General features: G+C 71.1%; 13 protein-coding genes. 10 read left to right on the plus strand and 3 right to left on the minus strand.

What is annotated here, in order from left to right; translation table 11 throughout:
* Window positions 1-56: 56 nt before the first annotated feature.
* On the minus strand, window positions 57-1,379 hold the full coding sequence (locus ACX9GQ_RS09885; RefSeq protein WP_459629362.1) for a bifunctional folylpolyglutamate synthase/dihydrofolate synthase: 1,323 nt from the start codon (window positions 1,377-1,379) through the stop codon (window positions 57-59).
* 210 nt (window positions 1,380-1,589) lie between these two features.
* On the opposite strand from ACX9GQ_RS09885, the gene sppA reads away from it, so the two are divergent.
* The 10 genes from sppA to ACX9GQ_RS09935 all read left to right on the plus strand — a co-directional run bounded on the left by sppA (window position 1,590) and on the right by ACX9GQ_RS09935 (window position 11,720).
* A complete protein-coding gene (gene sppA, locus ACX9GQ_RS09890; RefSeq protein ID WP_459629363.1) occupies window positions 1,590-2,549 on the plus strand; it encodes a signal peptide peptidase SppA in 960 nt (319 codons plus the stop codon).
* Window positions 2,550-2,602: 53 nt separating this feature from the next.
* A complete protein-coding gene (locus ACX9GQ_RS09895; RefSeq protein ID WP_459629364.1) occupies window positions 2,603-2,902 on the plus strand; it encodes an integration host factor subunit beta in 300 nt (99 codons plus the stop codon).
* Between the two features lie 18 nt (window positions 2,903-2,920).
* Window positions 2,921-3,256, plus strand: coding sequence for a lipopolysaccharide assembly protein LapA domain-containing protein (locus tag ACX9GQ_RS09900; protein WP_459629365.1), 336 nt, complete (start codon window positions 2,921-2,923; stop codon window positions 3,254-3,256).
* 36 nt (window positions 3,257-3,292) lie between these two features.
* The gene (gene lhpI, locus ACX9GQ_RS09905; RefSeq protein ID WP_459629366.1) at window positions 3,293-4,240 is read left to right on the plus strand and encodes a bifunctional Delta(1)-pyrroline-2-carboxylate/Delta(1)-piperideine-2-carboxylate reductase; all 948 of its coding nucleotides are present in this window, start codon (window positions 3,293-3,295) and stop codon (window positions 4,238-4,240) included.
* Between the two features lie 67 nt (window positions 4,241-4,307).
* A complete protein-coding gene (locus ACX9GQ_RS09910) occupies window positions 4,308-4,994 on the plus strand; it encodes a phosphoribosylanthranilate isomerase (RefSeq protein ID WP_459629367.1) in 687 nt (228 codons plus the stop codon).
* 1 nt (window position 4,995) lies between these two features.
* Entirely contained in the window at window positions 4,996-6,213 is a 1,218-nt protein-coding gene (trpB, locus tag ACX9GQ_RS09915; protein WP_459629368.1) for a tryptophan synthase subunit beta, read from the plus strand.
* 150 nt (window positions 6,214-6,363) lie between these two features.
* The gene (locus ACX9GQ_RS09920; protein WP_459629369.1) at window positions 6,364-7,203 is read left to right on the plus strand and encodes a class I SAM-dependent methyltransferase; all 840 of its coding nucleotides are present in this window, start codon (window positions 6,364-6,366) and stop codon (window positions 7,201-7,203) included.
* 69 nt (window positions 7,204-7,272) lie between these two features.
* Entirely contained in the window at window positions 7,273-8,115 is an 843-nt protein-coding gene (gene trpA / locus ACX9GQ_RS09925) for a tryptophan synthase subunit alpha (protein ID WP_459629370.1), read from the plus strand.
* A gap of 55 nt (window positions 8,116-8,170) precedes the next feature.
* Window positions 8,171-9,031: an acetyl-CoA carboxylase, carboxyltransferase subunit beta gene (gene accD / locus ACX9GQ_RS09930; RefSeq protein ID WP_459629590.1), complete on the plus strand. Its 861-nt coding sequence runs from the start codon at window positions 8,171-8,173 to the stop codon at window positions 9,029-9,031.
* Window positions 9,032-9,155: 124 nt separating this feature from the next.
* Window positions 9,156-11,720 carry a transglycosylase domain-containing protein gene (locus tag ACX9GQ_RS09935; protein WP_459629371.1) on the plus strand — a complete coding sequence of 855 codons (2,565 nt, stop codon included), beginning with the start codon at window positions 9,156-9,158 and terminating at the stop codon, window positions 11,718-11,720.
* A gap of 18 nt (window positions 11,721-11,738) precedes the next feature.
* Here ACX9GQ_RS09935 and ACX9GQ_RS09940 read toward each other — a convergent pair whose 3' ends face one another.
* A complete protein-coding gene (locus tag ACX9GQ_RS09940) occupies window positions 11,739-12,779 on the minus strand; it encodes a proline racemase family protein (RefSeq protein ID WP_459629372.1) in 1,041 nt (346 codons plus the stop codon).
* Window positions 12,780-12,810: 31 nt separating this feature from the next.
* The gene (locus ACX9GQ_RS09945) at window positions 12,811-13,728 is read right to left on the minus strand and encodes a LysR family transcriptional regulator (protein WP_459629373.1); all 918 of its coding nucleotides are present in this window, start codon (window positions 13,726-13,728) and stop codon (window positions 12,811-12,813) included.
* Window positions 13,729-13,745 lie beyond the last annotated feature (17 nt).

The raw sequence follows: 13,745 nt of genomic DNA on the forward strand, positions 1-13,745 counted from the left end.
ATTCGAAGGGCCGGTTTCCGCAGGGAGACCGGCCCTTTTGTCTTTGGCGACTCTGCTCAGGACGGCGGCGTGCCATTGGCGGCGAGAACCTCGCCGGCGAGATACAGCGAGCCGCAGATCAGCACCCGGGGAGCCACTGGCCAATCCCGGGCCGCTATGCCGGCAAGGGCGCCCTCGATGCTGTCGCACGGCGTCGCCGAAAGGCCGGCCGAGGCAGCGAAGGCCGCGACCTCGGGTGCGGAGCGGGCCGCCGTCTGGCTCGGCATGGGCACCGTGAAGACGTGCTGCGCCAACCCGCCGAACGGATTGAGGAAGCCGGCGGAATCCTTCGTTCCCAGCATGCCGACCACCATCACGAGGGGCCGCGGGTTGCGCTCCTCGAAGTCGGCCATGGCGGCTGCGAGGACCTTGCCGCCGTCCGGATTGTGGCCACCGTCGAGCCACAGTTCCGCATCCGCCGGCAGCAGGCCGGGCAGCCGTCCGCGCGACAGGCGCTGCAGCCTCGCCGGCCACTCGGCATGGGCGAGCCCGTCCTCGTAGGCGCGCGGCGACAGACGGCCGAACCCCGCCGCGCGCAGGGCCGCGATGGCCGTGCCGGCGTTGACGATCTGGTGGCGGCCCGGCAAGCGCGGAAGGGGCAGGTCCATGAGCCCGTCCTCGTCCTGGAAGACGAGGCGGCCGTTCTCCTCGTGGACGTGGAAGTCCTGCCCGCCGACATACACAGCGCCGCCGGTGCGGGCCGCCTCCCGCTCCAGCACGGCCTGTGCTTCCGGATAATCCTGCAGGGCAATCACGCTCGGCGCGCCGCGCTTGAAGATGCCGGCCTTCTCGCCGGCGATCTTGCCCACCGTGTCGCCGAGATACTCGGAGTGGTCCATGCCGATGGGCGTCACCACGGCCGCCATCGGCTTCTCGATGACGTTGGTGGCGTCGAAGCGGCCGCCGAGCCCCACCTCCAGCAGGAGCACGTGCGCCGGGTTCTCCGCGTAGAGCAGGAACGCCGCCGCGGTCGTGATCTCGAACACCGTGATCGGCGCCCCCTCGTTCGCCGCCTCGCAGCGCCGGAAGGCGTCGACCAGCGCCGCCTCGCCGACGAGGCGTCCACCGCCCGGCGCGCCGAGCCGGATGCGCTCGTGGAAGCGAACGAGGTGCGGCGACGTATAGACGTGGACCGAGAGGCCGGCAGCCTCGAGGATCGCCCGCATGAAGGCGATGGTCGACCCCTTGCCGTTGGTGCCGGCCACGTGGATGACCGGCGGGACCGCGCGGTGCGGGTCGCCCAGCGCGTGGAGCAGGCGCTCGAGGCGGCCGAGCGACAGGTCGATGAGCTTGGGGTGCAACGCGAGGAAGCGCGCGAGGATCGCGTCTGATGGCTCCACGAGGGTTCCGGCTCCGGCTTGGTCCCTGAGGCGCGGCGGGCCCCCCGCCACCGTACCGTCGGCGGACGACTAGCCGGTCGCCCGGCCCGGCGCAACGCCCGATGCGACCGCCACTGTCGCGCTCCGGCCGGTCCCTCGGTTGCCCTGCGGCCGTGTCGGGGCTAGGGATGGGCGGTCCGCGTCCGGCGCGGGCGGTGGAGAACCGGCGGCATGAGCGCAGAGAGCGACTACCTCGTCGATCGCAGGCGGATGTCCCGCAAGGTCGGCTTCTGGAGGGGGATGGCCTTCCTCGTGGCGCTGGTCGCGATTCTCGGCGCCGGGCTGGCGGTGGCAGGACGCGGCGAGGGCGGTTTCGGCGCCGCGCAGAACCACATCGCCCGCATCGAGATCTCCGGCGTCATCACGGGCGACCAGCGGACGCTCGACCTGATCAAGGATGTCGGCAAGAGCCGCGCGAAGGCCGTGATCGTGCAGATCGACAGCCCCGGCGGGACCGTGACAGGCTCGGAGCTCCTCTTCAACGCGCTGCGCGACCTCTCCTCCAGCAAGCCCACCGTCGCCGTGGTGCGCAGCCTCGCCGCCTCGGGCGGCTACCTCGCCGCGATGGGCACCGACCGGATCGTGGCACAGGAGACCTCGCTCGTCGGCTCCGTGGGCGTGCTGTTCCAGTACCCGAACGTCACGCGCCTGCTCGACACCGTGGGCGTGAAGATGGAGACGGTGAAGTCCGCGCCGCTCAAGGCCGCACCGAGCCCGTTCGAACCGACGACGCCGGAGGCCGAGGCCGCGGTGCGCTCGCTCGTCGCCAGCAACTTCGCCTGGTTCAAGCGCATCGTGGGCGACAGGCGCCAGCTCAGCGGCGCGCCGCTGGACCAGGTGTCGGACGGCCGCGTGTTCACGGGGATGCAGGGCCTCGACCTGCGGCTGGTCGACGAGATCGGCAGCGAGAAGCAGGCGATCGCGTGGCTGGAGAAGGCACGCGGCGTCGACAAGGACCTGCCCGTGCGCGAATGGAAGCGCCGTTCGAACCGCGACTTCGGCCTGTGGAGCTCGGCCGCGTGGATCAGCGACATCGCGGGCTTCGACGCGCTGACGCGCGTCTTTCACGCCGCCGCGCGCAGCGGCGAGCAGCCGGCGCTTGACGGGCTTCTGGCCCTCTGGCAGCCTTGATCGCAATTCCTCATTGAAATCAATTCGATAAGAGACACCTCCAGGGGCAGGCGATGATCAAGTCCGAACTCGTGCAGAAGATTGCCGAGCACTACCCCGAGCTCTATCTCCGCGACGCGGAGAACGTCGTGAACGCGATCCTCGACGAGATCACCCAGGCGCTGGCCCGCGGAGACCGGGTCGAGATCCGCGGCTTCGGCGCCTTTTCCGTGAAGAAGCGCGACGCACGCATCGGCCGGAACCCCCGCACCGGCGAGCACGTGCCCGTGGCCGAGAAGGTCGTGCCGGTCTTCAAGGCCGGCAAGGAAATGAGGATCCGGCTCAACAAGACGCAGGAGTCCGCGGCGGCCTGACGCCGATCGGGGGAAGTCATGAAGGGTTTTCTCAAGGCGCTGGTGCTGGTCCCGCTGGCCGCGGCGATCACGCTTTTCGCGGTGATCAACCGCGAGCCGGTGCACGTCACCTTCGATCCGCTGGAGTGGTCGGGGTTCGGACAGTCGGTCACGGTGCCGCTGTTCGTGGTGATCTTCGCGGCCGTCGCGATCGGGGTCATCCTCGGCGGGTCCGCGGTCTGGCTGGCCCAGGGGCGCCACCGGCGCGCTGCGCGCAGCCATGCCCGCGAGGCGGCGCGCCATCGCGAGGAACTGGCGCGCATCAAGACGGACGGTGCGCCCACGGCGCTGCCCGCCCCCTCGACCCTTCGCTGAGACATCGCCGCGCGGCCGCGGCTGGAGACCCGTTCCATGAAAGTGATCCCGGCAGCGGACATCGACCGCCTGCTCGATCCGCGCGGTCTCGCCGACGCACTCGGGGAGGCCTTCCGCAGCGACATCGTGGTGCCGGTGCGCCACCACCACGAGATCGAGCGGCACGGCGACGAGGCCACGCTGCTGCTGATGCCGGCCTGGACCGGGGCCAGCGTGTCGCCGGCCTATGTCGGGACCAAGATCGTGTCGATCTACCGGGAGAACGCGTCCCGGGGCCTGCCCAGCGTGATGGGCAGCTACCTCCTGAACGATGGCGCGAGCGGCGCACCGCTCGCCGTCATGGACGGCTCGCGCCTCACCGTCTGGCGCACGGCCGCGGCCTCGGCGCTGGCGGCGCGCTTCCTCTCCCGGCCGGATTCGTCGCGGATGGTCATGGTCGGCGCCGGCGCGCTGGCGCCCTTCCTCATCCGCGCCCACGCGGCCGAACGGCCCCTGACCGACATCGCGCTCTGGAACCACAGGGCCGAAAGGGCCACAGCGATGGCCCGGGACCTGGCCACGGAGGGCCTGCCCGTGCGGGCGGTGACCGACCTCGAGGCCGCCATCCGGGAGGCCGACGTCGTGTCCTGCGCCACGCTCTCGGTCGAGCCGCTGGTGAAGGGCGCCTGGCTGAAGCCCGGTGCTCATGTCGACTGCGTCGGCGCCTTCAAGCCGTCGATGCGGGAGACCGACGACGACTGCATCCGCCGCGCCACGCTGTTCTGCGACACGCGGGCGGGCGCCCTGAAGGAGGGCGGCGACCTCGCCTTGCCGCTCGCCGCGGGGCTGATCACGCGCGAGGATGTGAAGGCGGATCTGTTCGACCTCGCCCGCGGCGCCCATCCCGGCCGGAGTGCGCCGGGCGAGATCACGCTGTTCAAGTCCGTCGGCACCGCGATCGAGGACCTTGCGGCCGCGATCCTGGTCTGGAACCGCCTCTCCTGAGCCGGCCGGCGCGGCCGAGGGCCGCATCGGCATGGACAGGACAGGGCCAAAAGTGCAAAGACGGCGCATGCCGTTCCTGGTGAAAGTCTGCGGATTGCGCACGCCCGACACCATCGACGCCGCCATCGGCGCCGGTGCGGACATGCTTGGCTTCGTGTTCTTCCCGAAGTCGCCGCGGCACGTGTCCTACGCGGACGCCATCCTGCTGAACAAGCACATCGGCGACAGGGCCTCCAAGGTGGCCCTGACCGTGGACGCGACGGACGGCGAACTCGACGCCATCGTCGAGGCGCTGCAGCCGGACCTGCTGCAACTGCACGGCGAGGAGGAGCCGCGGCGGGTTGCTGACATCCGCGCCCGGTATGGGCTCCCTGTCATGAAGGCGATCGGCGTGTCGACGCGCGCCGACATCGACCGGCAGGATGCCTACCGCTTCGTCGCCGACCGCATTCTCTTCGACGCCAAGCCGCCGGCCGGTGCAGCCCTGCCGGGAGGCAACGGCGTCCCGTTCGACTGGACGCTGCTGGCGGGGCTGGACATCGGCAAGCCCTACATGCTCTCCGGGGGCCTCGACACCGGCAACGTGCGCAAGGCCGTGACCATCACCGGGGCGCCCGGCGTGGACGTGTCGTCCGGCGTCGAGCGGGCTCCGGGCGAGAAGGACCCGGTCCGCATCGCAGACTTCGTGGCCGCCGCCCGCGCCGCGGCCGAGGCCGCCGCGGCGGCGCCTCCCACCGCTTCCCGAGGATCGTGACGTGACCATCCAGACCCCCAACTCTTTCCGCACCGGCCCCGACGAGACCGGGCACTTCGGCCTGTTCGGCGGTCGCTTCGTGGCGGAAACGCTGATGCCGCTGATCCTGTCGCTGGAGGAGGCCTACGCGCAGGCCAAGGCGGACCCTGCCTTCCACCGCGAGATGGGGGACTACCTCGCGCATTACGTCGGCCGGCCGAGCCCGCTCTACTACGCCGAGCGCCTCACCGAGCACTGCGGCGGCGCCAAGATCTACCTGAAGCGCGACGAACTGAACCACACGGGCGCGCACAAGGTGAACAACGTGCTCGGCCAGATCCTGCTCGCCCGGCGCATGGGCAAGAAGCGGATCATCGCCGAGACCGGCGCCGGCCAGCACGGCGTCGCCACCGCCACGCTGTGCGCGCGCTTCGGCCTGCAGTGCATCGTCTACATGGGCGCCGTCGATGTGGAGCGGCAGAAGCCGAACGTGTTCCGCATGAAGATGCTGGGCGCCGAGGTCGTGCCGGTGCAGTCCGGCTCGCGTACCCTCAAGGACGCGATGAACGAGGCGCTGCGCGACTGGGTGACCAACGTCGAGACGACGTTCTACTGCATCGGAACCGCCGCGGGGCCGCATCCGTACCCTGCCATGGTGCGCGACTTCCAGTCGGTGATCGGCCGCGAGACGCGGGAGCAGATGATGGAGCGCGAGGGGCGCCTGCCCGACTCGCTGATTGCCTGCATCGGCGGCGGGTCCAACGCCATCGGGCTGTTCCACCCCTTCCTCGACGACAAGGACGTGGAGATCTTCGGGGTGGAGGCCGCCGGCCACGGCATCGAGACCGGCGAGCACGCCGCCTCGCTGACGGGCGGGCGCCCCGGCGTGCTGCACGGCAACCGCACCTACCTGCTGATGGACGGCGACGGTCAGATCACCGAGGGCCATTCCATCTCCGCCGGCCTCGACTATCCGGGCATCGGGCCGGAGCACGCGTGGCTACGCGACGTGGGGCGCGTCACCTATCTCTCCGCCACGGACAAGGAGGCGCTGGCCGCCTTCCAGTTGCTGTCCAAGCTCGAGGGCATCATCCCCGCGCTCGAGCCGGCGCACGCCATTGCCAAGGTGCTCGACCTCGCGCCGAAGAAGCCGAAGGATCACCTCATGGTGGTCAACCTCTGCGGCCGCGGCGACAAGGACATCTTCACCGTCGCCGACCATCTCGGCGGGATGAGCTGATCCACGCTGCAATCTCGTGGAATAGAATAGACAAACCTGATCTGTTTATTGAATGAGATGATCTTTCTGCGCCAGCGCGCTTGATTTCATTCATCTCAATCATACCTGCCCTTCGGCGCCCAACGACGGCGTCGGGGGCGGAAGATTTTGATGTTTCAGCGTTCAGGACCCGCATCGTTGCGGGTGCCGTCGTCGGTCGTTCTCAGGACCTGTCCCCATTGCGAGCATCCGGAGCACCGTGACCTGCCGTTCGGACGGGATGGCTGGCGCGCCGTCCAGTGCGTCGGCTGCGACTTCGTCTACATGCCGGAGGTCCCGGACTTCGCCGAGGTCGCGACGACGTTCGAGTGGTCGGCGAGCTACGCCGCCGAGGCGGCTCGGCGCAAGCGCGTGTCGCCAGTGCTCAGCCGGCTCGACGAATGGACCCGGGTCCGGACGCGGCTGTTCGGACGGCGCAACCCGATGCAGGACGTGCGGCGGCACATGCGGGAAGGCCGGGTCGTCGACCTCGGCTGCGGCAACGGCAGCTACCTGGCGGCCGCGGCGCCCGGCTATCGCCTCTACGGCATCGACATCTCCCCGGCCCTGACCCGGGACGCCGACTCGCTGTTCCGGCAGCACGGCGGCCACGCGGTCTGCGCCCCCTGCGCGGAGGGGCTCCGGCAGTTCGGCGAGGGCTTCTTCGACGCGGCGATCCTGCGCTCCTACCTCGAGCACGAGCCGGATCCCGGCGGGGTGCTGGACAGCCTGTTCCGGGCGCTGCGCCCCGGCGGCATCGCCGTGGTGAAGGTGCCGAACTACGCTTCCTGGAATCGGAGGTTGCGCGGCGCTCGGTGGTGCGGCTTCCGCTTCCCGGACCACGTGAACTATTTCACGCCGGACAGCCTGCGGGCGATGGCCGAGAGGCACGGCTACCGCGTCAGCATCCGGCTGCGGGACCGGCTGCCGACAGACGACAACCTGTGGGCCGTGCTGTCGCGCCCGGCGTAGGCAGGCGGCGCGGCCGGGCGTGCGCGGCGAGGCTCCCCTTTCGCGCCGCCGCGTGCTAACACGCGCGCCATGAGCACGACGACCCGCATCGACCGCCGCTTCGCCGCCGTGAAAGCCGAGGGCCGCGCCGCCCTCGTGACCTTCGTCATGGCCGGCGACCCCGACCTCGCGACCTCGCTCGCCATCGTCAAGGCGCTGCCCGCAGCGGGCGCGGACCTGATCGAGCTGGGGATGCCCTTCACCGACCCGATGGCGGACGGACCCGCCATCCAGGCGGCGGGATTGCGGGCGCTCAAGGCCGGCACCACCCTGCGCAAGACGCTGCAGCTCGTGCGCGACTTCCGGGCCGGCGACAAGGACACGCCGATCATCCTGATGGGCTACTACAACCCGATCTACGTCTACGGCGTCGATGCCTTCCTGCGTGACGCGCTCGAGGCCGGCGTCGACGGCCTCATCGTGGTCGACCTGCCGCCGGAAGAAGACGCCGAGCTGTGCAAGCCGGCGCTCGCGGCGGGGCTGAACTTCATTCGGCTGGCGACGCCGACGACGGACGACCACCGCCTCCCGACCGTGCTCGCGAACACCTCGGGCTTCGTCTACTACGTCTCGATCACGGGCATCACCGGAGCGGCCATCGCCGACTACAGCAAGGTCGACGCCGCCGTCGCCCGCATCAAGCGCCATACGCCCCTTCCGGTGGCGGTCGGCTTCGGCGTGAAGAACGCCGACTCGGCCGAGACCATCGCCCGCAGCGCCGACGGCGTCGTCGTGGGCACGGCGCTCGTCGAGGCCGTGCGGACGTCGCTCGATGCCGAGGGCCGGGGCACGGCCGCGACGCCCGGCGCCGTGGCGGCCCTCGTCGCGGACATCGCCGCCGGCGTCCGCCGCGTCGCCAAGGCCGCCGCCTGAGCCGTCGCCCGATCCCGTTCAAGCCCGCGGAGGGACCATGGACACCACGAGCCCGATGAACTGGATCTCCAACGTGGTGCGGCCGAAGATCCGGTCGTTCCTGAAGCGCGAGACGCCGGAGAATCTGTGGATCAAGTGCCCGGACTCGGGCCAGCTCGTGTTCCACAAGGACGTCGAGGCGAACCAGTTCGTCATCCCCGGCTCCGACTACCACATGCGGATGGCCGCCCCGGCCCGGCTGCGCTCGATGTTCGACGACGGTCAGTTCGAGGACATCCCGCTGCCCGACGTGCCGGTCGACCCGCTGAAGTTCCGCGACGAGAAGCGCTACGTCGATCGCCTGAAGGACGCCCGCGCCAAAACCGGCGCCACGGACGCCGTGAAGGTGGGCCACGGGCTCGTCGAGGGCGTGCCGCTGACCATCGGCGTGCAGGACTTCGACTTCATGGGCGGCTCGCTCGGCATGGCCGCCGGCGAAGCGGTGATCAAGGGGCTGGAGACGGCCGTCGACCGCCGCACGCCCTTCGTGATGTTCGCCGCGTCCGGTGGCGCGCGCATGCAGGAGGGCATGTTCTCCCTCATGCAGATGCCGCGCACCACGGTGGCGGTGCAGCGGCTGCGGGCCGCGCGGCTGCCCTACATCGTCGTGCTGACGAACCCGACCACCGGCGGCGTCACGGCCTCCTACGCCATGCTGGGCGACATCCACATCGCCGAGCCCGGCGCGCTCATCGGGTTCGCCGGGCCGCGCGTCATCGAGCAGACGATCCGCGAGAAGCTGCCCGAAGGGTTCCAGCGCGCCGAGTATCTGCGCGACCACGGCATGGTCGACATGGTGGTGCATCGCCACGAGATGAAGGCGACGGTGGCGCGGCTGTGCCGCCTGCTGACCAAGCCCCAGCCGGTCGCAGCCTGAGCCGGCCGCGATCCTTAACCACCCCTTAATTCGCCGCAATTAGCCTGTCACTCCTGCGTCGCGACGGCTCCGGGACCGCACCCGGGGACCGGGCCGGCAGGAGCCAGAACGGGGCGCAAAGGGCATGGGGGACTCACCGCGCGGGAGCGGCGGGGAACGGCGCGAGCCGACCTTCGGCAATGCGTCCTCGCGCGCCGGCGACGACCTGCGGCTGACCCGCGAGGACCGTCCCGGCGCAGTGCCGCAGGCCAGGCGGACGGGCGGACAGAGGGTCGAACCCTCCTTCGCCCCGTCGATCCGGCCGGGGGAGGATCCGCTCGCCGTGGACCGGCGGCGGGCGCGGGGCGCACCCGTCGCGCAGCCGGTCGAGGCGGACGAACCGGATGCCACCGAGGAGCCGACGGACGCCGCCATGAGCCGCAGCCGAACCCGCAGCGAGACACCGGCAGCCCGCAAGGGCGGGGGAAAGAGTGCTCGCAAGGGCAGATCGGGCCGCCGCGGCCGTAGCCTCCTCGGTCACCTCGCCTATTGGAGCGCCGTCGCCGGCCTGTGGCTCGTCATCGGCCTCGTCGGCCTGATCGCCTACCACGCCTCCAAGCTGCCGCCGATCGACCAGCTCGCGGTGCCCAAGCGCCCGCCCAACATCGCCATCCTCGCCGCCGACGGCTCGCTGCTCGCCAACAGGGGCGAGACCGGCGGCCGGACAGTGACGCTGAAGGAACTGCCGCCCTACCTGCCCAAGGCCTTCGTCGCGATCGAGGACCGGCGGTTCTACGACCACGAGGGCATCGACCCGGTCGGCATCGCCCGCGCCGTGTTCCGCAACGTGACGCGCACCGGCAGCTCGATGCAGGGTGGCTCGACGCTGACGCAGCAGCTCGCCAAGAACCTGTTCCTGACGCAGGAGCGCACCGCCTCCCGCAAGATCCAGGAAGCGATCCTCGCCATCTGGCTGGAGCACAACTACTCGAAGGACCAGATCCTCGAGCTCTACCTCAACCGGGTCTACTTCGGCTCGGGCGCCTACGGCGTCGAGGCTGCTGCGCAGAAGTACTTCGGCAAGTCGGCCCGCTCGGCGACGCTGTCCGAGGCGGCGATCCTGGCCGGACTGGTGCAGGCGCCATCGCGCCTCGCCCCCAACCGCAATCCCGAGGCGGCGCAGGCGCGCGCGACACTCGTGCTGGCGGCGATGGCGCGCGACGGCTTCATCACCGACCAGATGGCGAAGATCGCCCTCTCCAACCCGCCTGAGGCCGTGCGGCCGGGCGGCGCCGGATCGGTGAACTACGCCGCCGACTACGTGATGGACGTGCTCGACGACTTCATCGGCACCATCGACAAGGACATCGTCGTGCAGACGACGATCGACCCGATGATGCAGGCGGCCGCCGAGAAGGCGCTCGTCGACGAGCTTTCCGCCAAGGGCGACAAGTTCAACGTCAGCCAGGGCGCCCTCGTGGCGATGCAACCCGACGGCGCCGTGCGCGCGCTCGTCGGCGGCCGCAACTACACCGAGAGCCAGTTCAACCGGGCGGTAGCGGCGAAGCGCCAGCCGGGTTCGGCCTTCAAGCCCTTCGTCTACCTGACGGCGGTCGAGCACGGCCTGACGCCCGACACCGTGCGCGAGGATTCGCCGATCACCATCAAGGGCTGGTCTCCGGAGAACTCGACGAAGGAGTATCGCGGCGCCGTGACGCTGCGGCAGGCGCTGGCCCTTTCCATCAACACCGTCGCGGTGAAGCTCGCCGTGGAAGTGGGGCCGAAGGCGGTGGTGAAGACCGCCCAGCGCCTCGGCATCTCCTCGAAGCTCGAGCCGAACGCCTCCATCGCGCTCGGCACGTCGGAGGTGGCGCCCATCGAGCTCGTGGCCGCCTACGCTCCCTTCGCCAACGGCGGCATCGGCGTGATGCCCTACGTGATCCGGCAGGTGAAGACGGTGTCGGGCGAACTCGTCTACTCGCGAACCGGGACGGGCCTCGGCCGGGTGCTGGACCCGTCGGCCGTGGCCATGATGAACGCCATGCTGCGGGAGACGCTGGTCACGGGCACCGCGCGCCGGGCCGAGCTTCCCGGCTGGGAGGCCGCGGGCAAGACCGGCACGACGCAGGAGTACCGCGATGCCTGGTTCGTCGGCTACACGGGCTCGCTCGTGGCCGGCGTCTGGCTCGGCAACGACGACTCGTCCGCCACCAAGCGCGTCTCGGGCTCGAACCTGCCGTCCGAGGTGTGGAGCCGGTTCATGAAGACGGCGCTGGCCGGCCAGCCCGTGACGCCGCTTCCCGGCGGTGGCCCGAACGGATGGCGCGCCATCCTTCCCGAGCCGACGGCGCCGGTTCCCCCGGCCGGCGTGCCGGAGGTCGCTCCCGGCGCCGGCGCGCCCGTCGCCGCGGCGCCGTTGCGGCCGTCCTCCGGGCCGCTGGTGCTGACGCCACCCGCCCCCATCCCGATGCCGCAGCCCGCGCAGGTCGGCTCGATCCCCAGGCCGCCGGCCACGGTGCTGGCGCCCGCGGCGTCGCAGCCCGGCACCGCCGCGCCGCTGCCGCCGGCGCGCGCCACGGCGACCGTGGCGCAGGATGACGCGCTGCGTCCGCCGGGGGTGATCCCCGGAGCCGGCCCCGCGACGGCGCGCTCCTCCGCGCCGCAGCCGCCGCCGCAGCGCAACTTCTTCGACCGCCTGTTCGGGGGTTGAGGTCGCCGGCGCGACCGTTCAGCGAACGTCGCCGAAGCGCTTTGGCAGCGTGAAACCGTAGCCGAGCGGGTCGCCGTTCTCGACGACGAAGCGTCCCCGGCCGGTGTAGTGGGCCTGTCCGCCGACGACGACGCGGACGGCGCCCTCCATGCCCGGATCCTCGCGGGAGACCTGCCCGCTGAACGGCTCGCCCGAGATGCCGCGGAAGACCCGCGCCTGACCGATGGAAACGAGACCCTTGGCATAGTCCAGCGCCATGCGCGCGGTGACGCCCGAGCCGGTGGGGCTGCGGTCGATCTGCCGCTCCGCGAAGACGCAGAGGTTCCAGCTCTCCTCGCCCGGCAGGGCCTCGTCGGTGACGATGGTGCCGTAGAGGAAGCCGAGGTCCGGCTCGGCGGGATGACGGATCGTCATCGTCGCCCGGATCGTGTCGGTGAGGGCCGCGGCGGCGTCGAGCAACGCGGAGACGGGCGACGCGAAGAAGTCGAGCCCCAGCCGCGACGCCGGCAGGATGGCGTAGTAGGCGCCGCCATAGGCGATGTCGGTGAGGATGGTGCCGCGCCCAGGCACCGGAACGGCGACGTCGCGGGCGTGGGCGAAGGCCGGCACGCTCTCGAAGGAGACCCGCGCCACCGCGCCGTCACGGACCACGCAGGTCAGCGCGAGCGGCCCGCACGGCGCCTCGATGACGAAGCGGGTCTCGGGCTCGACCGGGGCGACAAGTCCCTGGTCGATGGCGTAGCGGCCGAGCGCGATGGTCGCGTGGCCGCACATCGTCGAGTAGCCCTCGTTGTGGACGAAGAGCACGCCCATCGCCGCGCCGGGGTGGGACGGGCGGACGGGGATGACCCCGTACATCCCCTCGTGGCCCCGTGGCTCGAGCATCATGGCACGGCGCAGCCGGTCGAAGCGCGCCCGCGCGTCACGGCGCTGGTCGAGGACGGTTTCGCCCGCCAGGTCGGGATAGCCGCCGGTCACGATCCGCACCGGCTCGCCTGCCGTGTGCATGTCCACGAAGTCGAGGGCGAGGGTGGAGTGGGCGGTGGCCGGGCTGTTCATGATGCTGGTTTAGCCGAGGTGGCGGGTCCTCTCAACCGGCGGCCCTGAGCCCTTCCGGCGCCAGCAGCGCCCGCGCCGCCTTCACCTCCCGGACGAGGAAATCGACCACGGCCCTGACCCGCGCGACGTCGCGCGATTCGGCGTGGACGATCAACCAGAAGGTGCGGGTCAGCTCGACGTCGCCGGGCAGGACCGGCGCCAGTTCCGGGCGGCGCGCGGCCATGAAGTGCGGAAGCACGCAGAGGCCCGCCCCGCCGACCGTCGCCTCCATCTGCGCCACGAGCGACGACAGCTGGAGCCGCGGCCGCAGCCCCTTCGCGATCTCATCGAGATAGTCGAGTTCCGGCATGAAGATCAGGTCGTCGATGTAGCCGACGACGGGGTGGCGGAAGAGATCCTCCCGGCCCGTGATGAGCGGCGCCTTGCCCAGGTAGGAGCGTGCCGCGTACAGGCCGAGCCGGTAGTCGGCGAGGCGGCGGGCGACGACCCGTCCCTCCTTCGGCGGCGCCAGCGTGATGGCGATGTCCGCCTCGCGCTTCGACAGGGACAGCAGCCGTGGCATGGCCACGACCTGCAGGTCGAGGCCGGGATGGCGCTCCATCAACCGCGCGATCCGCCCGGCAAGGAAGGTCGCGGCGAAGCCGTCCGGCGCGCCGAGGCGGACCGTGCCGGAGAGGGCGAGGTCGGCGCCGCCGATCTCGGCGGAGGCCGAGAGCGCGGCGGCCTCGATCGCCTCGGCCGCGGCCACCAGCCGCTCGCCATGGGGCGTGAGCGTGTAGCCCTGCGGCCGGCGCTCGAACAGCGTCGCCTTGAGGGCGGCTTCCAGGGCCGTGATCCGCCGGCTGACCGTCGCATGGTCCGCCCCGAGCCGCCGCGCCGCGAGCGTGAGCCTCCCGGCGCGCGCCACCGCGAGGAAGAAGCGCAGGTCGTCCCAGTCGAAGCCGCTCATGCGCACTGTTCCCCCCG

This window comes from Alsobacter sp. R-9, assembly GCF_054612375.1.